The 22,251-nt window shown below is 52.8% G+C and carries 18 protein-coding genes; 6 read left to right on the forward strand and 12 right to left on the reverse strand.

What is annotated here, in order from left to right; translation table 11 throughout:
- Positions 1–8 precede the first annotated feature (8 nt).
- The 3 genes from Q8W22_RS01220 to Q8W22_RS01230 all read left to right on the forward strand — a co-directional run bounded on the left by Q8W22_RS01220 (position 9) and on the right by Q8W22_RS01230 (position 5,120).
- The gene (locus Q8W22_RS01220; RefSeq protein ID WP_303433790.1) at positions 9–2,096 is read left to right on the forward strand and encodes a carboxy terminal-processing peptidase; all 2,088 of its coding nucleotides are present in this window, start codon (positions 9–11) and stop codon (positions 2,094–2,096) included.
- Between the two features lie 359 nt (positions 2,097–2,455).
- A complete protein-coding gene (locus Q8W22_RS01225; protein ID WP_305413818.1) occupies positions 2,456–4,327 on the forward strand; it encodes a methanol/ethanol family PQQ-dependent dehydrogenase in 1,872 nt (623 codons plus the stop codon).
- A gap of 115 nt (positions 4,328–4,442) precedes the next feature.
- Positions 4,443–5,120 carry a pentapeptide repeat-containing protein gene (locus tag Q8W22_RS01230; RefSeq protein WP_305451384.1) on the forward strand — a complete coding sequence of 226 codons (678 nt, stop codon included), beginning with the start codon at positions 4,443–4,445 and terminating at the stop codon, positions 5,118–5,120.
- 7 nt (positions 5,121–5,127) lie between these two features.
- Here Q8W22_RS01230 and Q8W22_RS01235 read toward each other — a convergent pair whose 3' ends face one another.
- The 5 genes from Q8W22_RS01235 to Q8W22_RS01255 all read right to left on the reverse strand — a co-directional run bounded on the left by Q8W22_RS01235 (position 5,128) and on the right by Q8W22_RS01255 (position 12,285).
- Positions 5,128–5,775, reverse strand: coding sequence for a response regulator transcription factor (locus Q8W22_RS01235; RefSeq protein WP_303433796.1), 648 nt, complete (start codon positions 5,773–5,775; stop codon positions 5,128–5,130).
- 239 nt (positions 5,776–6,014) lie between these two features.
- On the reverse strand, positions 6,015–7,793 hold the full coding sequence (locus Q8W22_RS01240) for a PQQ-dependent methanol/ethanol family dehydrogenase (RefSeq protein ID WP_303433797.1): 1,779 nt from the start codon (positions 7,791–7,793) through the stop codon (positions 6,015–6,017).
- A gap of 484 nt (positions 7,794–8,277) precedes the next feature.
- Positions 8,278–10,005, reverse strand: a complete 1,728-nt coding sequence (locus Q8W22_RS01245) for a bifunctional protein-serine/threonine kinase/phosphatase (RefSeq protein WP_305451385.1) — start codon at positions 10,003–10,005, stop codon at positions 8,278–8,280.
- Between the two features lie 523 nt (positions 10,006–10,528).
- Positions 10,529–11,566, reverse strand: a complete 1,038-nt coding sequence (locus Q8W22_RS01250) for a hypothetical protein (protein WP_305451386.1) — start codon at positions 11,564–11,566, stop codon at positions 10,529–10,531.
- Complete coding sequence (locus Q8W22_RS01255; protein ID WP_303433802.1) at positions 11,563–12,285, reverse strand: hypothetical protein; 723 nt, start codon at positions 12,283–12,285, stop codon at positions 11,563–11,565. Before Q8W22_RS01255 ends, Q8W22_RS01250 begins: the two co-directional genes overlap by 4 nt.
- Before the next feature lie 353 nt (positions 12,286–12,638).
- Between Q8W22_RS01255 and Q8W22_RS01260 the strand changes: the two genes are divergently transcribed.
- Both Q8W22_RS01260 and Q8W22_RS01265 read left to right on the forward strand, forming a co-directional pair.
- Entirely contained in the window at positions 12,639–13,067 is a 429-nt protein-coding gene (locus Q8W22_RS01260) for a hypothetical protein (RefSeq protein ID WP_305451387.1), read from the forward strand.
- Between the two features lie 102 nt (positions 13,068–13,169).
- Positions 13,170–13,922 carry an enoyl-CoA hydratase/isomerase family protein gene (locus tag Q8W22_RS01265; protein ID WP_305451388.1) on the forward strand — a complete coding sequence of 251 codons (753 nt, stop codon included), beginning with the start codon at positions 13,170–13,172 and terminating at the stop codon, positions 13,920–13,922.
- A 246-nt stretch (positions 13,923–14,168) separates the two neighbouring features.
- Here the strand turns inward: Q8W22_RS01265 and Q8W22_RS01270 are convergent, their stop codons facing one another.
- Together Q8W22_RS01270 and Q8W22_RS01275 are read right to left on the reverse strand one after the other, a co-directional pair.
- Positions 14,169–15,764 carry an isocitrate lyase gene (locus Q8W22_RS01270; protein ID WP_305413823.1) on the reverse strand — a complete coding sequence of 532 codons (1,596 nt, stop codon included), beginning with the start codon at positions 15,762–15,764 and terminating at the stop codon, positions 14,169–14,171.
- 269 nt (positions 15,765–16,033) lie between these two features.
- Entirely contained in the window at positions 16,034–17,239 is a 1,206-nt protein-coding gene (locus tag Q8W22_RS01275) for an NAD(P)/FAD-dependent oxidoreductase (RefSeq protein ID WP_305451389.1), read from the reverse strand.
- 98 nt (positions 17,240–17,337) lie between these two features.
- Here Q8W22_RS01275 and Q8W22_RS01280 point away from each other — a divergent pair, with 98 nt between their 5' ends.
- Positions 17,338–18,159: a lysophospholipid acyltransferase family protein gene (locus Q8W22_RS01280; RefSeq protein ID WP_303433812.1), complete on the forward strand. Its 822-nt coding sequence runs from the start codon at positions 17,338–17,340 to the stop codon at positions 18,157–18,159.
- A 19-nt stretch (positions 18,160–18,178) separates the two neighbouring features.
- Here Q8W22_RS01280 and rnhB read toward each other — a convergent pair whose 3' ends face one another.
- The 5 genes from rnhB to lpxD are packed head-to-tail and all read right to left on the reverse strand — an operon-like array spanning position 18,179 to position 22,225.
- Positions 18,179–18,778: a ribonuclease HII gene (gene rnhB, locus Q8W22_RS01285; RefSeq protein ID WP_303433814.1), complete on the reverse strand. Its 600-nt coding sequence runs from the start codon at positions 18,776–18,778 to the stop codon at positions 18,179–18,181.
- A gap of 12 nt (positions 18,779–18,790) precedes the next feature.
- The gene (lpxB, locus tag Q8W22_RS01290; protein ID WP_303433815.1) at positions 18,791–19,972 is read right to left on the reverse strand and encodes a lipid-A-disaccharide synthase; all 1,182 of its coding nucleotides are present in this window, start codon (positions 19,970–19,972) and stop codon (positions 18,791–18,793) included.
- On the reverse strand, positions 19,972–20,742 hold the full coding sequence (gene lpxA / locus Q8W22_RS01295; protein ID WP_305451390.1) for an acyl-ACP--UDP-N-acetylglucosamine O-acyltransferase: 771 nt from the start codon (positions 20,740–20,742) through the stop codon (positions 19,972–19,974). Before lpxA ends, lpxB begins: the two co-directional genes overlap by 1 nt.
- On the reverse strand, positions 20,739–21,203 hold the full coding sequence (gene fabZ, locus Q8W22_RS01300) for a 3-hydroxyacyl-ACP dehydratase FabZ (RefSeq protein WP_303433818.1): 465 nt from the start codon (positions 21,201–21,203) through the stop codon (positions 20,739–20,741). The genes lpxA and fabZ overlap by 4 nt, the downstream gene beginning before the upstream one ends.
- Complete coding sequence (lpxD, locus tag Q8W22_RS01305; RefSeq protein WP_305451391.1) at positions 21,203–22,225, reverse strand: UDP-3-O-(3-hydroxymyristoyl)glucosamine N-acyltransferase; 1,023 nt, start codon at positions 22,223–22,225, stop codon at positions 21,203–21,205. Before lpxD ends, fabZ begins: the two co-directional genes overlap by 1 nt.
- Positions 22,226–22,251: the final 26 nt, after the last annotated feature.

Consider the following 22,251-nt stretch of genomic DNA (forward strand, 5'->3'; position numbering starts at 1 on the left):
CATTACTGTTGCTAACAGTAATCTTCACTTCAACCGCAGCCCTGGCAGCCATCAAGGATATCCGTCCCGGCACGCCTTTTACACCGCTGGAACCGACTCGGGAACAGGCTGTCACGACCCAGCAGATTCTCAATAACCTGCTGCGTGGCCATTATGAGCTCCAGCGTCTTGATGACCGCTTGTCGAGCAAGATTTTTGACCTGTACCTCGACGATCTCGACAGCACCCGAAGTTACCTGTTGGCCAGTGATGTCCAGTCTTTCGAACGATATCGCAAACAGTTCGATGACGCCTTGATGCGTGGCGACCTGACCATTCCCTTTTTTATCTACAACCGCTTGCAACAACGGGTCAACGAACGCCTGACCTTTATGCTGGCAGAGCTGGAAGAGCGGGCCCCGGACTATACTTTCGACACCGACGAGCGCCTGAAAATCGATCGTGACAATACGCCGTGGGCTACCAACAATGTCGAACTGGACAACCTCTGGCGCAAACGTCTGAAGAATTCCATCCTGAGCCTGACCATGAGTGGCAAGGATCATCAGGCTGCCATCGAGTTACTCCACAAGCGTTACCAGAACCAGCTCAACCGGATTCACCAGAGCAAGCCTGAAGACGCCTATCAAACTGTCATGAATGCTGTCACACGGGCATTTGACCCTCACACCCAATACTTTTCCCCGCGTAATAGCGAAAACTTCAACATCAATATGAGCCTGTCATTACAAGGCATTGGTGCGGTACTCCAAGGGGAAGACGAATACACCAAGGTGGTGCGCCTGGTACCTGCAGGCCCTGCCGACAAAGCCAAGAATCTCCATCCTGCCGACAAAATCGTTGGTGTTGGCCAAGACCCCAAAGGCGCCATCACCGATGTCATCGGCTGGCGGCTGGATGAAGTGGTTGATCTGATCCGGGGCCCCAAAGGCACCACGGTGCGCCTGGAAATCATTCCTTCCAACAGTGTTGGCAACGAAACCAAGATCATTTCCATTGTCCGCGACGAAGTGAAGCTGGAAGAGCAATCCGCACAAAAAGACTTGCTGACCATCAAGGGGGATGACAACAAGGAACATCGTATCGGGGTGATTGAGATTCCGACCTTCTACATCGATTTCCAGGGCCGGATGGAAAAACGCCCGGATTACAAAAGCACCACCCGCGACGTGGCACGCCTGATCAAGGAATTGCGCCAGGAAGGCATCGAAGGCCTGATCATCGACTTGCGTAATAACGGTGGCGGCTCGCTGGAAGAATCCATCAGCCTGACCGGCCTGTTTATTCCTCAAGGCCCGGTTGTACAGGTGCGCAGTACTCGCGGTAATGTCGAAGTCTTGCCGGATGATGACCCAACCGTTCTGTATGACGGCCCACTGGTTGTACTCGTCAATCGCCTCAGCGCCTCAGCCTCGGAAATTTTTGCGGGTGCCATCCAGGATTATGGCCGTGGCGTAGTGGTTGGTGGACAAACCTTCGGCAAGGGCACAGTACAGTCATTACGTCCTTTGCGTCATGGCCAGCTAAAAATCACCCAGGCAAAATTCTACCGCGTCTCGGGGCAAAGTACCCAGCATCAGGGAGTGATTCCCGACGTGCTGTACCCGTCGTTATTTGATACCGACAAAATTGGTGAAAGCGCCCTTGATGAAGCCCTGCCATGGGATGAAATCCGCCCGGCCAAATACGCTGCCGATTCCCAAATCCACAACAGCGTTGCCCTGTTGCGGAAAAAACACCAGCAACGTGCCAAGACCGATCCCGACTTTATTTTCCTGCGCGAACAAAAGCAGCTGATCGAGGAAATGCGCCAGCAGAACGATATTTCCCTGAACGAAAAAATCCGTACTGCAGAGCGTAAAGCCAATGACCAGAAACGCCTGGACCTGGAAAACAAACGCCGCAAGGCCAAGGGGATGGAACTGCTGACCCAGCTGGAAGATGAGCCTGAGCCAGAGGAAATAGTAACCGTCGAGTCCGAAGAAGAAGCACCATCAGCCACACACGACCAGAAAGAAGATGATGCCCTGCTGACGGAATCCGGACATATTCTGCTCGACCTGACCCAGCTTCAGCAACAGCATGCCGCGCGTTAGTAACTGACCATGGCGACGACAACCCTCAACAGCATCATGCTTTGCTGCTGGGGTTGTCATCGCCATACTCGTAAACCCCGTAACCACTTGCCTCTTTCCAGACACCCCGGACGGCCTCTCCAGACACCTCGTCCATCACTCAATCGCACCAGCAAATAACCATCCCCCCTAACCTTCAGTCTCTCTGTCAGTCCTGCTGATCGATTCCCGCCCACGGCAGGAAATTTTCCCGTTTCCTCCCATCAGTTTTCCTATATTCATCAGGAAATCCGCTGTATTCCGTTAACCCGGCAAACAGACAGAATAGTGTCCTCAGCCTTTGCTGATCATCCATTTACAACAACAATCAGGATGCAGACATGAAACAGCGATCAATCTCCTTGCCCAACGGCTTTCGGCCCCTCAAGCGTTCGCTCATCCACTCCGCTCTGGTCACTGCGGCTATTCTGGCCACCCCTGCTGCGGTTGCCAGCAGCAACGTCAGCTGGGAAGACATCGCCAATGATGCCAACACCCCAAAAGACGTACTGGCTTATGGTATTGGCCCCAAAGCGCAGCGTTACAGCCCTCTGACAGACCTCAACAAAGACAACGTCCACAAGCTCACACCCGCCTGGTCGTTTTCTTTTGGTGATGAAAAACAGCGCGGCCAGGAAAGCCAGGCGCTGATGCACGATGGTACGATTTACGTTACCGGGTCGTATTCCCGTGTATTTGCCATTGATGCCCGTACCGGCAAAAAGAAGTGGAGCTACACCGCTCGACTGCCAGAAGGGATTCGTCCTTGCTGTGACGTCGTCAACCGTGGTGCTGCCATCTACGGCGACAAGATTTATTTCGGTACCCTGGATGCCCAGGTAGTTGCCTTAAACAAAGACACCGGCAAGCTGGCCTGGAAAAAACGTTTTGGTGACTACGAAGCAGGCTACACCATGACCGGCGCACCGACCTTTGTTAAAGACAAGAAAACCGGCAAGGTACTCTTGATTCATGGTTCCTCCGGTGACGAATTTGGTATCGTCGGCAAACTGTTTGCCCGTGACCCGGACACCGGTGAAGAAATCTGGATGCGGCCCTTTGTCGAAGGTCATTATGGCCGTCTGAATGGCAAGAAAAGCACGCCGACCGGTGATGTCAAGGCACCATCCTGGCCGGACGATCCCAACTCCCCTACCGGTAAAGTGGAAGCCTGGAGTCATGGCGGTGGTGCACCGTGGCAAAGCGCCAGCTTTGATACCGAAACCAACACCATTATCGTTGGTGCCGGTAACCCGGCCCCCTGGAATGGCTGGGCACGTACCGGCAAAGATGGCAAACCAGAAAAATACGACAGCCTGTATACCTCTGGCCAGGTTGGCGTAGACCCAACGACCGGTGAGGTGAAATGGTTCTATCAGCACACCCCTAACGATGCCTGGGATTTTTCCGGCAACAACGAGCTGGTGCTGTTCGAATACAAGGACAAAGGCAAAACCGTCAAGGCTACCGGTCACGCCGACCGTAACGGTTTTTTCTACGTGGTTAACCGGGAAAACGGCAAGTTCATTCGTGCTTTCCCTTTTGTTGACAACATCACCTGGGCCAAGGGAATCGACCCGAAAAGTGGTCGCCCGATTGAGGTCGAAGGCCAACGGCCTCCCAAACCCAAGGAAGGTGAAAATCGTGGTGAGAGCGTAGAAGTATCACCGCCGTTCCTCGGTGGCAAAAACTGGAACCCGATGGCTTACAGCCAGGACACCGGTTTGTTCTACGTTCCAGGCAACCACTGGAAAGAAGATTACTGGGCCGAACATCCAATCTACAAAAAAGGTTCGGCGTACCTCGGCATGGGTTTCCGCATCAAGCAGATGTATGACGACCATGTCGGTATTCTCCGCGCCATTGACCCCAAAAACGGCAAAATCGCCTGGGAACACAAGGAAAAATTACCACTCTGGGCCGGAGTACTGGCCACCAAGGGCGGGCTGATTTTCACCGGCACCGGCGATGGTTACCTGAAGGCCTTTGATGCCGACACTGGCAAGGTGCTGTGGCAGTTCCAGACTGGCTCCGGAATCATTGCACCGCCGATTACCTGGGAAATGGACGGCGAGCAATACGTCGGCATCACCTCTGGTTATGGCGGTGCTGTACCACTCTGGGGTGGCGATATGGCGGTGCTGACCAAACCAGTACCACAAGGTGGGTCGTTCTGGGCCTTCAAGCTGCCATCATGGGCTGACAAGAAATAATACCCCTCAGGCTGCCATCCAATTGGCAGCCCTGGATGCCTGGGCTGCCATGCGCCCAGGACATCCTGTCAGCATTCAGCGCAACCCCATATCTGATGCCACCGAGGATTTTGTTATGAAGCTTACTCTCAACCAACCGGCACTCTGGCTACTGGCCAGCAGCTTGTTGATCAATACCAGTGCCGCCGCCAACAGCAACGACTTCAGCGATGAACTGGATTATCTGACCATCAACGGCTGTGTGATCAAACCGGAAACCCAGTGCCCCGGTGCTGATTTCTCCGGCCAGGATCTTTCCAATCAGGACCTCAGTCACGCCAACCTGAAAGGGGCCAACTTCAGTGGCGCACAGCTGAATCACACCCGCTTCAATGATACCAATCTGGAAAAAGCCAACTTCAGCGATGCCATGATGTTGCGCGCCGATTTGCGCCACGCCAATTTGCGTGGTGCCCGGTTAGTCAATGCCAACCTGACCGGAGCCAATCTCTACACCACGTTTGCTCAGACGGCTGATTTTTCCGGTGCCAATATGACCGCCGCCAATATGGAATTTTCCCGTATCAGCAAGGCCCGGTTTGTCGGCACCACGATGACTGCTGTCAACCTGGAAATGAGTTGGGCAACCAAGATCAATCTGGAAGAGGCCGATCTTACCGGCGCCAATCTGCAGGAAGCCAAGCTGTCTGGCAGTAATATGGTCAGAACCAACCTTAGCCAGACGCGCAAGCATTACGCCAATTTTCTTGATATCAATATGGAAGACTGTCAGGGCTGCCCACTTGATTGGTAATACTAGCCTACGCCGGCAAGGATGCGGCAATACGGATAACGCCCAGTTCGATGGCCTTGTGCACCAGCTCGGCATCGGTACGAACCCCCAGCTTCGACTTGATAGCAGTCACGTAATTGGAAATCGTTTTGCTGCTCAGGCTCAGGCTGACGGCAACGTCTTGCACCCGCTTGCCAGCTGCCATCATTACCAGCACCTCAAATTCTCTGGGGGTCATCACATCATAGATGGAGGGGTTCAGATTGGTACCACGGAACACCAGGTTAATCGACAGTTCGTGCTCGACAAAGGGTCGTCCAAGCATGACCGAGCGAGCGGCATCCACCAGCAACGAGGAACTGCTGCTTTTGCAGACATAACCCAACGCGCCAACACTGATGGCCTGACGCACCACTTCCGCTTCCCGGAACATGGAAAAAAACAGAATCCGCAGAGAGTCATCATGTTGCAGCAAGCGGCGACAAGTCTCGATACCGGAAATCCCCGGCAGACAATAATCAACAACAACCAGATCAAAATGTTGTTTACGACACGCCTGACACGCAGCTTCACCACTGTCGACTTCGACAATCTCGGCCTGGCGAAAATGCTGGGAAAGCAGTGCAGCACATCCCTGACGCACAATGCCATGATCATCCACTACCAGGATGTTCATCTGCCTACTCCTGATCAATTTAACAGACCTGTAGCTTAACGGCTGGCCTGACCAGTAAAGTATTGAACCTGAGCAGCACTCGTACGGCTAAAAGCGATCGCGACTTAAGAAGGAGGAATTCATCATCATCGGGCACTATCCATAAAAAAGACCGCCACCTGGAGCAGGTAGCAGTCTTAAAAACCAGACCAATAGTCTGGCTATTGGCCGTTGATTTTATAACCGTCGTTCAGTCGTCTTCAGCGAGCTGCAACTTCATGACGTTTTGGCAGTTTGAAGGTCCAGACCGAACCACCCTGGTTCAGGTTTTTCACACGTTTGGCCACTTCACCGCCCCACAATGGAACCGCACCACCCCAGCCGGAAACAACCGCGATGTACTGCTCGCCATCTTGCTCCCAGGTCACCGGAGTACCGACAATACCGGAACCGGTGTTGAACTTGTAAACCATCTCGCCGGTTTTGGCATCAAACGCCATCAGATAACCTTCCGGATTGCCGGTAAATACCAGGCCACCAGCGGTTGTCATCACACCACCCCAGAGCGGCGCGTTGTTTTCATAACGCCAGACTTCTTTTCCGGTTTTAGGATCGATGGCACGCAGAACACCAATATATTCTTCGTTGATCGGCTTGATGGTGAAGCCTGCACCCAGGTAAGCAGCGCCTTTTTTATAGGCCGTTGGCTCGTTCCAGATATCCATCTCCCACTCGTTAGAGGGAACATAAAACAGGCCGGTATCCTGGGAGTACGCCATTGGCATCCAGTTTTTGCCCCCCAGGAACGCAGGAGAGGCGACGACGGAACTGCCTTTATGACCATCGGCGCTTTCGGATGGATTACCAGGACGGAAAGCATCGTTAAAGATCGGACGACCGTTTTTATCCAGCCCCTTGGCCCAGGAAATCTTGTCGACAAACGGGAAGCCTTTGATGAAGTCGCCGTTTTCACGATTCAAGACATAGAAAAAACCGTTACGGTCTGCTGTTGCAGCTGCCTTGACGGTTTTCTTGCCATCCTTATAGTCAAAAGAAATCAGCTCGTTCACACCATCGTAATCCCAGCCATCGTGTGGCGTGGTCTGGAAGTGCCACTTGATTTCACCGGTATCCGGGTCGATAGCCAAACGGGAGGAAGAGTACAGGTTGTCCCCGGGACGCAAGTGCGAGTTCCAGGGTGCCGGGTTACCGGTACCAAAAAACAGCAGGTCAACATCGGGATCGTAAGTACCACCCAGCCAGGTTGCAGCACCGCCTGATTTCCACAAATCCCCAGGCCAGGTTTTACCCGCCTTGCCACCGGTAATGCCGTTTTCCTTGCCTTTCAGGTAACCCATATGACCTTCAACGGTCGGACGGGTCCAGACCACTTCACCGGTCTTGGCGTCGTACGCTTCCACTTTACCGACGATACCGAACTCACCACCAGAGACACCGGTAATGACCTTGCCCTTGACCACGATAGGCGCCGCAGAGATGGAATAACCACCTTTGTAGTCTGCTACTTTTTTCTTCCAGACGGTTTTGCCGGTGTCTTTATCCAGCGCCACCAGCTTGGCATCCAGCGTTCCGAAGATCACCAGGTTATCGAACAGTGCCACGCCCCGGTTGATCACGTCACAGCAAGGCATGATGTTTTCTGGCAAACGGGCATCGTATTGCCACAGCTCATCACCGGTAGCGATATCAATCGCAAACACCCGTGAATAAGAGGCGGTGACGTACATAACGCCGTCTTTGATCATTGGCTGGGATTCTTGACCCCGTTGCTTTTCACCGCCAAACGAGAAGCCCCACACCGGGGTCAGGTCCTGTACTGATTGGGAATTCACCTTGGATAAAGGACTGTAACGCTGACCACGCAAACCCATACCATAGCTGACGACGTCACCAGTCGTTGCCTGGTCGTTGAGAATATCGTTATCCGTCACACCAGCCTGAACAGAGCTGGCCAAAGAGACGGCGGCTACCAGTGTCGATAACGCCAGTCCCTTCAAGCCGATAGAAGTTGTTTTCATTGTGTTCTCTCCCTAAAAGGATTTTCTTATTCGTGTAGGAGCCTCTGTGTCCGCTCAGGGTGGACAGCAGCCACAGGATGCACTGGCACGCATGCCCAGATACAACACCATTGTTGGTTTTGGCAGAGCATCATCCAATCCGACCAGAGGCGTGATTTCCTAGTGCCTTGGTAGCAGTCCCGATACGGGAGTAGTAGGTACCAGAGTGGTGACTTGAACGGGTATTAGAGAAAGAACAGAGACAAAGAGAGGTAAGGAAAGACAAACAGGGCATGGAAGACATGTATTCCCTGGCCATTGCCCCAGCCGACATTCCAGCCGCCAGCCTGACCAGTTTGGTTAATAACGGGAGAGAGAAACTGATCACAGGGTGGCCAGCATGAACGATCGGGGTTTCAAACAAGCAACCAGCACACGCCATCGGCGTGTACTGGTTGCAGGGTCGATCCATTGATGCCCGGAGAATACCAGGCACTAACGAGTGTCAGTCGTTCAATAACAAAGCCAGGGCTTCAATAATGGCCACCGCGGCCAAGGCCACAGCACTCCAGCGCCAGAAGCCCACCGGGTCACGAGCCAGCCAAGAACGTCCCCGGTGCACTCTGACCAGCTGTTCATTTGGCCTATACAAATCTTCCCGCAGCTCTGAAAATGCCTGATAACGGTCATCAGGGTTTGGAGCAGTAGCCTTTTTCAGCACCAGATCCAGCCACAGGGGGATATCGGAGCGATACATCCGAATGCTCTGGTAACGCCACTCAGAGTCCGAGCGCGCTCCACGTTCCTGTATGCGCTCCAGCGGGAAAGGAGGACTTCCAGCCAGCATTTCATAAATCACCACCCCCAGAGCAAACAGATCACTCTGGGCGCCATATTCCTGCTTCAGTATCGCTTCCGGGGCCTGATAGTCCATGGAATCAATCACAGGCCACTCTTTTAGCGCTGGAATGTCTCGTCCAATGACAGTCCCCAGATCCACCAGTTTGACGCCCCCACCCTGAACAATGATCACGTTGTCCGGAGTCAGGTTACGGTAGGTCAAGCCGGCCCGTTGCAAGGCTCGTAAACCATGAATAATCTGCTCAACAATAAAGCGTACCTGGTTAACCTCGGCATCCGGATTATCGAATATCCACTGGCGCAACGACACCCCGTCGATCCATTCAAACACATGATAGTTATAACGCGAGTCTTCCTGTGGCACCGCACTGATGACATTACGGTGATTGATGCGTTCTGCCACCCACTGCTCACGGGCAAAACATTCCAGATAATCCCGGTTTTCCTGTAACCCAATCGCCGGAGCCTTCAGCAGATAAAGACGCCCATTACGCTTGTTCACCACCTGATAGGTAATACTGGAAACACTGGACTCGATAATGTGGTTGATCTGGTAATGATCGATGCTGTCACCAGCAGACAAAACCGCGGGCACCTGACGCTCGGACACTTGCGGGCCAGATTCCTGCAGGCTTTCATCCGGTACTTGCCGGACCTGCAAGATCACACACGTACCATTACCATCGCTGCCGGCTTCTATCGCCTGCTTGACCAGGGTTGAGCACACCGCCTCAATCTCGGCCTGACTGCTTTCTGACGTTACCGCATTCATGGCATCCACCATGTTCTTGCGGGATACAAAGGCGTGAACACCATCGGTCGTCAGCAGAAAAATATCGCCCTGCTGTACATCACGCTGGAAATAATCCACCTCGATATGGCTGTCCATACCCAGTGATCGGGACAAATAGGTATTGCCACCACCTTCATGTACATGATCACGGGTGACTTGTTCCAGGCTATTGGCACTCCACAAATACACCCGGCTGTCACCAACATGAAAAAAGTGGGCCGTAGAACCATGCACCACAGCACAACTGAAAGTTGTTACCAATCCGTTGTTATGGGAAGAAGCCTGCTTGCCATGATGGTACAACCAGCTGTTCAGAGAGGTGAGAACCTTGCCGGCGGAACGCTTGACGTCCCAACTGTCTGGTGTGCTGTAATAGTCGTTGAGAAAGTCGGTGACACTGGTCGAGCTGGCCTGTTGGGCATTGGCACTGCTGCTGGCCCCATCGGCGACACAGGCTCCAACTCCCTTGAATCGAACGACCTCAGGATCTGGTCGATATACCGCAAATGCATCCTGGTTATCTTCTTTTCCACCTGCTGCGGAAAAGCCCCCAAACTGAATATCTAGAGCTATTGTCATTGTTAGGTATCTTTGTTTGATCGCTGATCGTTACACTATCCGGGTGTGCGCAAAGCATACATGGACAATAATATTCCTCGCTACCGCCAAACATCAGATTCGTCAATTAATGCGATAAATAAGACATTAGCGCTGCATTGACTACTGGCTTGTTATGACAAAAACTGACAAAGCGCAATCGCTGTTTCTAACACCTGTGCCAGGTAGCTGAGTGGTGATCAATAAATAACCACCAATAAACTGGCTCATTGTCTTAAACGACATGGGCGGGAAGCATTCTCAGCCAGTAATCCGAGGCCGCCATCGGCTCTGCCCGGTCTGTTGCTGGGAGACTGAATTGGCGGAGATGATAAGATTATCAGTTTTAATTGCAACCGGCGTTTCGCTCGTAATAGCGACAAGAGCCGCCAGGTTCTGAATCCCATTCAGACTAACGCGGATGAGTAAATCCAGAATAACGCCGACCAGCGAGCTTGTCTTGTGTGCAAAGGCAGGAACGCCTTCCCTGGCTGTCCCCAACACATTAGCTCACTCGTAGGTACACCATGGTCTGGTTGACCAGTTGGTAGGCTATTTCGCCAAAGGTGATGGGGCCATGCATGCGATCGGTTTTTTTCCCTTCCAGCTCACCATACAGATAATTGAGAATACAATTGCAGCAGAAAGCGATTTCCCCGTCATCGTGAGGCACTTGTTGCGCAAACGCTTCAGCATACGGCGGGATCGCGCCCGCCAGGCGATATGCTTGTCCAGCGTATACCGGAGCGTAAAAGGTGACTTCTCCGGTTGTGGCATTCACATTCTGAAAACTGACATTGATATAAGCACCACAATAGTCAGCCACCAATGGCAAGCGGGTGTCCGCTCCACTGGAATGCAGGTAATTGGCCAGATTAGTACTTACACCATCGATATCAACTTCCGTGGCACTCAAACCGGATTCAGGGAAGCGGATAACCGGGCCGTTGCCGGGTTGGAACAGGTTGATGATTTCAATCCCGGCGGCCTTATCACCATCGATCGCAACATGCATCGCTACGGCAAGGTTGTCGTGAAATTCGCCAGTCGGGCCAAACACAACTTTGGGGCTAACCTTATCGCTGCTCAGGTCATCCAGGTGTATACCCGCGACCCAGCCAACCAACGGTTGCAAGTACATATTGTCAAATTCCGGGGCATTCTTGGCAAAACGTTGGTGCACTTCAGAAAACGCAGGAACAATCAGAACCGTAAAGCCGTTATCAGGTGCATCATTGCAAACCCCTTCGATACTGCGCTCGTCGTAAGTACAAAGATCCGGCGCGCCGCTGGCCGCTGGCAGTTCATTTACGAACACCAGCTCCCGGCTACACAGACCCCCGTCTTCGCTCATAAAGTACGGAATGGTGCCACCAATCCAGAAGCCTTTTGGCAGTTGGCGTAATGCCGCTTCATCACCCGCGATGCTGACTCCTCGCCCGCTCTGGATAATCCGGGCGGCTGCCGCAACGGTCATCAGGTGGCCTGGGACATTCCCGCTACCGGGTCGGCTATCCGGATGGTTGGATATGGCCAGATTCATTGTACTGCCTCCCGGATCTGTTCAATCTCCCGGCCAGCGGTCGCCGGATTCTTTTCGAAGTAACGGCGTAATTGCTGTATTTTCAGCATGCGTACTTCTTCATCGTGAGCCATGGCATATTGCTGCCGCAAACGCATCAGCAACAGACGTAACCCCAGATTACGCATGTCCAGATCCCGTTCCCCCGTGAGCAACTCTCGCCATATGGCAATGTCTGCTGCAGGCAGTGCTGATTTTTGTTGATCACGAGTCAGCACCGACATCATATCTGGCGATATGTCCGGGCTGGCAGTCTGGTTGAGGTTCGACCCTAACTTGCCAGTATCCAGGCCATGCTTGAATTGCCACAACATGTCAGCATCCAGTTCCAGCAGGCGTGCAATGGTGCCTAATGACATGCCTTCGGTGAGCATGGCAATCACTTGCTGACCCAGTGCATTGCTGAAAGGAGCACGGGCATCACCACTCCAGGGAGCATTCGGCAATTCATCTCCTTCCGGGTAGTCGATACGTATGGTGCACTTCAAGACACCCAGGTTGGTGTGTCGCCATGTTTTATGATGACCAAAATGCTGGATCGCCCGGCGTGAGCCAAACCAGCCAGAACGTGCCTGGCCAATACAGACTTCAACGCGACGGTGATTCTGATTAATGCGGATATCGTGAATAATCCAGGGAGAGACGACCCCCATCAGCTGTTCGACAGATTCATGGTTCATCTGGTGTCCTCTTGTTTTTATTATGCGTCCCGGCTTTATACTTTATACCTTCTCGTACCCGTCATATGGACGGGCTGCTGGATAAGTCACTGGTTATTGACCATCCTTGCCCAAACCAGGGGCTAGTCCCAGGTTCTGACAGTATTCACCATAGTATGCCCACGACCGTACAGACATATTGATCCAACCGTGCCAATTCTTTACTCCTTTGGGAGTAGTACTCTCCACCATGACAGCTTCGGCACTGCTGTTGTGCGTCTGCGCTAAAATCTTGCGATATCTTGACCTAGGCCATTCGGCAACAGCGCTATTTCCGTTTAACTGTCGCGCTTCACACGACACGGATGCTAATTATGACGACTCCAGAAGATACCAGGCCCGTTCAGCCCAATACGATCTGGCAACGACCTCCTTTTACGCCTCTTCAGCGTCTGCAGGATAACTTCCAGATTACTCCCCAGGGTTCAAACATCCCCATTGCCAGAAGCCAGAGTCTGTTTCTTGCACATCACCCGAGCACCAGTACTGACACCGGCCAGTCGGACTCGCCGTTATCCGCCTGGTATTTGCCGCTGATTGATTTTCTTCCCCCTGATGCACTGCTGCCCTCAGGCAAGATTTTCAACTGCCCAACGTTGGGAAATTGCTGGGTATTCAACCTCGATATCAATGGCCACTCTGTACCTGAAAGTGCCTGGGTGTATGTCGAGAGTGATATCGGCACAGGGACTACCGGATTGGTCGGTCTGGATGCCAGGTTGTTTAATCTGTCCACCTGTTAGACCTCACCGAACCTTGCTGGGAATGCCAGGATCGGGCACAATAAATGTGAATAAAAATAAACAGTGAATATCTTGTTGTTCACAAATAAAGGAATCACATCGATGTTTGAGGATCTTCTCTATCGCCAGAGTCAGGGCGTTGCCTTACTGCAGCTGAATCGGCCCCAGGTACTGAATGCCATTCGTGTACAAACCTACCGTGACCTGATTGCCTCCTTGACACTGGCCGACCAGGATGACCAGGTGAACGTTATTGTTCTCAGTGGTTCTGCCACTACATTCTCGGCTGGTAACGATCTCAGTGATTTGCTGCCCGGCGGCAACCTGCTGGATGTAAAAGAAGGTGTTGCGGGTATTTTTCATACTCTGGCGGCCCTGTGCAAACCGTTGATCATTGCCCAGGAAGGTGTCGCCATTGGTATTGGCGCTAATCTTTTACTCCATGCCGATCTTGCTTATGCCGGTAAAAGTACCCGTTATTCCTTGCCTTTCGCCAAAATCGGCGTGACGTCCGAAGGAGCTTGCTCGGTATTACTGGCTGAAACGGTTGGGCCAAAGATCGCCGCCGAACTGTTATTGAGTGGACGTTTCTTCAGTGCTGCAGAAGCGCAGCAATGGGGCTTGCTCAACCAGGTTACGGAAGATGGTCAGGCACAGGAACAGGCGATGGCCATGGCACATACCATCAGCAAAAACTCTCAGGGGTCGATTCGGGCCATCAAGCAGCTGGCCAGAGAAGAAGGTCATGTCGAACGGGTCGACCGGGCCGTTGATATCGAAATGCAGCGATTTGCCGAACTGCTGCACACACAGGAAACCCAGTTGCGTATCCAGCAAGTGCTGAGTAAGCAATAACCACGTCTCTCCAGCAGTCCAGCATCGGTTTACCGACTTCTCTTGTCACGACTTTCGCCATTCTCCTGAAGCCAGTTCAGGGGGATGGTGTTCCTTGCTTTGCCTTGCCTGTCTGTCTCTCAACGCCCCTCTCCCACTCCTGTAATAGCAGCGAGTGAATCAGAACCGGGCCATTTGTAATCAGGCACAAAAAAAGGCGGCCCGAAGGCCGCCCTGGATACAACACCCGAGGGGGTGTACCAGCTCTTAGCTGAACTGGTTCATGGTGTTGTCTTTACCAGAAGCTTTCAGTGCGTTGTCGCCTGAGAAGTATTCTTTGTGTGCATCACCCATATCAGAACCAGACATGTTCTGGTGTTTAACACAGGCAATTCCTTGACGGATTTCTTTACGCTGTACGCCTTCAACGTAGCCCAGCATACCTTTTTCACCGAAGTATTCTTTCGCCAGGTTGTCAGTAGACAGCGCAGCAGTGTGGTAAGTCGGCAGAGTGATCAGGTGGTGGAAAATACCTGCTTCACGGGATGCATCCGCCTGGAAGCTCTGGATACGACGATCGGCTTCAATAGACAGATCGGTTGCGTCGTATTCAGCAGACATCAGAGCATCGCGGTTGTAAGCCGATACGTCTTTACCTTCTTCAGCCCAGGCATCAAATACTTGTTGACGGAAGTTCAGCGTCCAGTTGAATGACGGGCTGTTGTTGTAAACCAGTTTTGCGTTAGGCGTTTCTTTGCGAATTTCGTCCATCATCGCTTTGATCTGGCCAACGTGTGGTTTTTCAGTTTCGATCCACAACAAATCCGCACCGGCTTTCAGGGCTTCGATACAGTCGAAGACACAACGTTCTTCACCAGTACCACGACGGAACTGGAACAGACCGGATGGCAGGCGTTTTGGACGCAGGATTTTATCACCACGCTTGATAACCACATCGCCTTGCTGCATATCTTCAACGGTGATTTCTTCGCAATCCAGGAAGCTGTTGTAGATGTCACCAGAATCACCTGGTTCTTTCACAACGGCGATCTGTTTGGTCAGACCAGCACCCTGGGAGTCAGTACGGGCAACGATAACACCATCATCAACACCCAGCTCCAGGAAGGCATAACGCAAAGCGCGCAGTTTGGAGTGGAAGTCGGCATGGGGAACGGTCACTTTACCGTCCTGGTGACCACATTGTTTCTCGTCAGCTACCTGGTTTTCGATCTGCAAGCAGCAAGCACCGGCTTCGATCATTTGTTTAGCCATCAGGTAAGTGGCTTCTTCGTTACCAAAACCGGCATCGATGTCGGCAATGATAGGCACAACGTGTGTTTCGTAGTTGTCGATCTGCGCTTGGATGTCAGCAGCTTTGGCGGTGTCGCCCGCTTCGTTGGCAGCATCCAGAGCACGGAACAGCAGGTCCAGTTCGCGAGCATCCGCTTGACGCAGGAAGGTGTACAGCTCTTCAATCAGGCTGGCAACCACTGTTTTTTCATGCATGGACTGGTCAGGCAGAGGACCGAATTGTGAACGCAGAGCGGCAACCATCCAGCCAGACAGGTACAAATAGCGACGATTGGTGTTACCGAAGTGTTTCTTGATAGAAATCATCTTCTGCTGACCAATAAAACCGTGCCAGCAACCCAGTGACTGGGTGTACTTGGAGCTGTCTGCATCATAGGCAGCCATGTCTTCACGCATGATTTTGGCAGTGTACTTCGCAATATCCAGACCAGTCTTGAATTTGTTCTGGGCACGCATACGTGCAACAGACTCTTCAGAGATACCTGACCAAGCAGCACCGGCGGCTTCTTTAAGGGCAGCAACAGCTTTGATATCGTTTTGGTAAGCAGACATGGGTTCGTCCTTTGTCATATGCATTTTTGGGTAGTCAGCAGATGGCTCCTGGTCTGTTGCCGGATGCTCATCGCCGCTTGCCAATGAATACTATGGACATCGGAACCATAATTGAAATCAATAGGATGTATTCTTGCTATTCACCAAGGAAATATAGAACCAAGGTATTAGACGGCGCTACTCAAGTATCAGACCCTGCTGATTCCAGCACTGACCTTTGCTCCACTCCTCAACTCATCACGGTTGCTGACTCAGCCACAACCCAGTAATCAAGCATATTCTGCTATCAGATGCGTAGCCGCCGCCGCCGCGCTGGACCAGGCCCATTGAAAATTGAAGCCTCCCAGGTGGCCGGTGACATCCACCACCTCCCCAATAAAGTACAAACCCTTGTGCTGTTTGCTGGCCATGGTGCGAGACGACAAGGCATCGGTATCCACGCCTCCCAGCGCGACCTCAGCGGTACGATAGCCTTCCGTACCCGCCGGTTTGACTTGCCAGTGATGAAGCTGGTGCGCCAAGGCATCCATTTGCGCTCCATTAAGGGCAGACAAGGGTTGATCCGCCAAACTTCCAGTCGCTGCCAGCCAGCATTCCGCAATTTTTTGGGTCAGACGCTGCCCCAACCAGGTTTTGAGCAGCTGTTTCGGGCTACTGTGCTGGGACGCCCGCAGGGCTGCAGCGGCATCCATTGTGGGTAACAGGTTGATCGTCAGGCTATCGCCTGGTTGCCAGTAGCTGGAAATCTGCAACATCGCCGGGCCACTTAACCCGCGGTGGGTAAACAGCATATCGTCCTGGAAAGACTGTCCACGGCAGCTCACGTCGACGTGACAGGCATTCCCTGCCAGCTCGCTGCTCAGTTGCTTGAGTTGGCTGGTCAGGGTAAACGGCACCAGAGCCGCCACCGGTTCATATACCGCCAGACCAAACTGGCGAGCCAGCTGATACCCAAACCCACTGGCACCCAAGGTGGGGATCGATGGTCCTCCGGTCGCAACCACCAACGCATCACACTGGTAGGACTGATCACCCGCCTGCACCAGATACCCCCCCGATGTATTGGCCGTTACCGCATGAATGCCGGTATCCAGCTGGATCGTGACCCCTCCTTGCTCGCATTCATCCAGCAGCAGATTAAGAATGTCACTCGCTTTATGGTCGCAAAACAGCTGGCCATCCTTTTTCTCGTGCCAGGCCACGCCGTGTTTATCAACCAGAGCAATAAAATCCCATTGGGTATAACGGCTCAGGGCAGATTTGCAGAAGTGAGGATTGTGGCTGAGATAACGGTCGGGCTGAATATCGTAATTGGTAAAATTACAACGACCGCCACCCGACATCAGAATCTTTTTACCGGCTTTGTTGGCATGATCCAATAGCCGTACAGAACAGCCGCCGGCCGCCGCTTGAGCAGCACACATCAGCCCGGCAGCACCGGCCCCGATAATGATGACATTTGTGTGATTTTTCATTTATTTATCCAAATATTAACCAGCCCAACAAGCGCTTGCCGCCAAGGCATTGACTGGTATTATGCGATCGATTCATTACAGACCACGGGAATTACACTATGGAGTTATTTGATCGCAAGGGTTTACTGGAAGCGACCAAACTCTCCCCGCGCAAACTGGATCTATTGCTACGCTTGTTAAAAGCGCCCACGCTGACCCGTATTTACAACAAGCTGACGGCCAGGCAAGGCATCGATATGATCGAAGAGACGCTTCACCACCTGCATATCGAGCTGGATTACGACGAAAAGGCATTACAGCAGGCAATTCCTGCCAACGGGCCTTTTATTACGGTATCCAACCATCCTTTCGGTTTTCTCGATGGCGTGATTCTGTTGCTGCTGGTGTGCCGTATTCGCCCGGATTTCCGCGTTGTGGCGAATTACCTGCTGAGTTATTTTGCCCCTATCGCCAACCTGTTTATCACCGTCAATCCATTTGAAAACCGCGGCCCCAAAGGTATGGGAGGCATGCGCAAATCCTTGACGCAACTAAAACAGGGGAATGGGCTGGGCCTGTTTCCTGCCGGTGAAGTATCCACCTGGTACAAGGGTCAACGCGGCATCAGCGATAAAACCTGGCCCATTGCCAGCATGCGGCTGATTCGTAAAGCCAACGTACCGGTTATTCCGGTGTATTTTCACGGCCGCAACAGTGCCAGTTTCCATCTTCTTGGCAAAATCCATCCAGCCTTGCGAACTCTGCGCATTCCCGCAGAATTCCTTAAAAAACGTCGCTCCACAATTTATCTCGGCATTGGCGAAGCCATTACCCCCGCACAAATTGCGGCTTGCGAAACTGATGAAGCCCTGCGGGATTTTTTGCGCCAGCGCACCTATAGCCAGCACGAGATATGTCAGACAGCGGCGACCCGGCGTTGAGTCAATCTGGCGGATAACCTCAGCAGCCCAGCAAGGCCTTGACCGGCGCGTAACTGCGCCGGTGAATGGCACACGGCCCCAGCTCTTGTAACGCTTGCAGATGCGCCTGGGTGCCATACCCTTTGTGTTTGGCAAAGCCATAACCAGGATACACACGATCGAGTGCCACCATTTCCCGATCACGGCTGACTTTGGCCAACACAGAAGCCGCAGCAATGGATTGCACCAGGCTATCGCCCTTGATCACCGCCGTGGCAGCGATATCCAGTTTGGGCAAGCGGTTGCCATCCACCAGGGCATATTCAACATCCCCCGATAAACCGGCCACTGCCCGAGACATCGCCAGCAAGCGGGCATTCAGAATATTGATGTCGTCAATTTCGGCCACCGTTGCCCGGGCAATGGCGAAGTCTACGGCGGATTCCATAATCAGCTCGTAAAGTGCTTCGCGACGTTTTTCCGTCAGTTTTTTGGAATCATCCAGCCCAGGAATGGGTTTGGCCGGGTCCAGTACCACGGCAGCGGCCAACACATCGCCACACAAAGGCCCGGCGCCAGCTTCATCAATGCCACAGTAGACGCGTCCCTGTGCCAGCAGAGACTGTTCAATATCAATCATGGGATAAGTAATTCAGTGAGTGAGTCCGTTCCGCAAACGTTCGTTAGCGGCAGCTTGCTCTGGTTCCAGTAATTCAATAATCGCTTTGGCGGCTTCCTGATTAGCATTTCGTCGCAATTGCCGATGAATAAACTGGAAGGTTTCATGCAGTTGGTGGCGGATATTCTGGTCTTCCAGACAACGCACCAACGCCTCCGCCAAATGTATCGGAGTCGCTTGCTCTTGCAGGATTTCAGGTACCAGCTCACGCCCGGCCAACAGGTTGGGCAGAGATATAAAGGGCTGTTTCAGCATGCGCCGTAACAGAAATGCGGTGATTTTATTGACCTTGTAACTTACCACCATCGGCCGCTTCAGCAGCATGGCTTCCAGTGTTGCTGTACCGGATGCCAGTAGAATGACATCCGCTGCCGCCATGCAGATATGGGATTGCCCGAGAACAATCGTCACCGGCAGTGTCAATGATAGCTCCGACAGTTGCGCTTCCAGCTGGTTACGGCGCTCGATGCTGGCTGCCGGAATCACAAATTGCAGGTCTGCCCGTAATTGCAACATTCGCTGGGCAGTTTCAAAAAACAACGGACCCAGACGCTCGACTTCCCCTCCTCGACTACCGGGCATCAAACATATCAGAGGTTTGCTGACGTCCAGCTCCAGGTTTTCGCGTGCCGGGGTTTTGGGCGTTTCAAAGGGGATTTTATCGGCCAGGTGATGGCCTACAAAGTGCACCGGAATCTGGTGTTCTTCGTAAAAACGCGCTTCAAACGGAAACAGAGTGAGCATCAGGTCAACAGCCCGCCCCACTTTTAGCACCCGTTTCTGACGCCAGGCCCAAACAGAGGGACTGACATAATGCACGGTTTTGATGCCTTTGGCCTTGAGCTTTTCTTCCAGCGTCAGGTTGAAGTCGGGCGCGTCGATACCGATAAAAACATCCGGCGGGTTGTTGCTCCAGTGCTTGATCAGGGAGGCGCGTATTTTCAGCAGCTCAAACAACCGGCCTAACACTTCAACCAGCCCCATCACCGATAATCGTTCCATCGGGTACAGACTGGTAAACCCCTGAGCCAGCATCAGTGGACCACCAATACCTTCAAAAACCGCATCCGGATAACGCTCTCGCAGTGCTTGCAGCAAACCTGCGCCGAGCATATCCCCCGAGGTTTCACCAACGACGATTGCAATCCGCTTCACTAACGAATAATCCCACGACTGGAGTCTTTCAGACTATCAAACAACACCCCGACGGCAGCTTCCGTCACCGCTTCCTGTTCCAGCTTGGCCAACGCTTCTGTCAGGGTCAGGCCCTGCCGATATACTATTTTGTAGGCATTACGCACCGCACTGATAGCGTCAGCAGAATAACCCCGACGGCGCAAACCTTCGGAATTGATACCATGTGGCTCAGCCGGATACCCCAGTGCCATAACGTAAGCAGGAATATCTTTTAATACCACAGTCCCGGCACCAGCCATAACATGGGCTCCGATCTTGCAAAACTGGTGTACCTGGGTGGCACCGCCCAGAATAGCCCAATCGCCCAGCTGAACGTGGCCAGCCAGGTTCGTATCATTGGCCAGAATACAATGATCGCCCACAATGCAATCATGGGCCACATGCACATTCACCATAAACAGATTATGGCTGCCAATACGCGTCTCGCTATTATCCTGCACGGTGCCGCGATGGAAAGTACAGCTTTCACGAATGACATTATGGTCGCCAATCACCAACCGGGTTGGTTCACCGGCGTATTTTTTGTCCTGGCAGTCTTCCCCCAGCGTGGCAAACTGAAACACCCGATTGTGCTTGCCGATACGTGTTGGTCCCTTGATCACAACATGAGGGCCAATCACAGTACCGGTATCGATCTCTACGTCGGCGCCAATGATGCTGTACGGACCGACGTCAACGTCATCAGCCAGCTGGGCAGACGGGTCTATGATGGCCGTAGGATGGATCATGCGGACTCCATTTCTCGTTCGGCACAGGTAATCAGTGCTGAACAGGCAACTTCGCCATCCACCAGCGCCCGGCAGTCAAATTTCCAGATACCACGGCGGGTACCGGTAAAGCGGGCTTCCAGAACAACCTGGTCTCCCGGCACAATCGGACGTTTGAAACGTACATGATCGGCACCGGCAAAATAGTACAGCATGTTGGGATTTCGCTTTTCTCCCATCATGGTCATACCAAGCAAGCCGGCTGACTGAGCCATGGCTTCCAGAATCAGGACACCAGGCATGACCGGGTGACCTGGAAAATGGCCACCAAAAAACGGTTCGTTGATGGTGACGTTCTTGATGGCACGAATCACAGGAGCCTCTTCGGACTCCAGATCAACCTCATTGATTCGGTCAACCAACAGGAATGGATAACGGTGTGGCAAAAATTCCTGGATCGTTTGAACTGGTTGCGGGTACATCAAGCGTTACCTTCTTGGCTTTTCTCTAATTTCTGCAGCCGTTTGGCTATCGAATCGAGCTGTTTAAATCGTGCGGCGCTACGACGCCACTGTTTAGCTGGCATATGTGATGTACCCGATGCGTATACGCCGGGTTCATCAATCGAATTTGTAATCAGCGTCATTCCCAATGCATGTACACCATCCGCCAGCGTCAGATGTCCAGCAATACCGACGCCACCCGCCAGGGTACATCCCTTGCCTATATGCGTGCTGCCGGCAATACCGACACAGCCAGCCATGGCAGCTCCCTGCCCGACATGGACGTTATGCGCAATCTGGATCAGGTTATCGAGAATGACATCATCCTCGATCACGGTGTCTTCCAGCGCACCACGATCAATACAGGTATTGGCTCCAATCTCGACATTATTACCGATACGAACATTACCCAGCTGGGCAATGCGTTCCCATTTGCCCTTGTTCGGCGCAAATCCAAAACCGTCGGAACCAATCACGGCGCCGGATTGTACCCGAACCCGGTCGCCAATGCTTACCCGATAATAAAGGGTAACGTTGGCAAACAGCAGGCAATCTCTGCCAATCCGGCAGTCACTGCCTATCACACAACCCGCGCCCACTTCGGTACCATCACCGATATGTGTGTTACGGCCAATCACAGCACCCGGGCCGATTCTGACACCTGCACCGAGTACCACACCGTCTTCCACAATGGCACGAGGGTGAACGCCTTCAGGCTGACGTGGACGGCGATCAAACAACTGGGTCGTTTTGGCAAATGCCAGATAGGCATCCTCCACCACCAATGCCGCGCTGGCAACGTCATCGGCCAGGTTGGTACCAACAATCACAGCCGCAGCCGCAGTAGAATCAAGTTGCTTGCGATAAGTCGGATCTGCAATAAAAGTTACATCGCTGCTGCCTGCCGACGACAGTGGTGCCACACCGTCAACTCGTGCCGAACCGTCGCCACGAATCTCTGCACCAAGATATGTGGCCAGCTCGGATAAACTCAGATCCATCGATATGCCCTTACTAGTGTATTGAT

Source organism: Oceanobacter sp. 1_MG-2023 (genome assembly GCF_030689025.1).
GTDB lineage: Bacteria > Pseudomonadota > Gammaproteobacteria > Pseudomonadales > Oceanobacteraceae > Oceanobacter.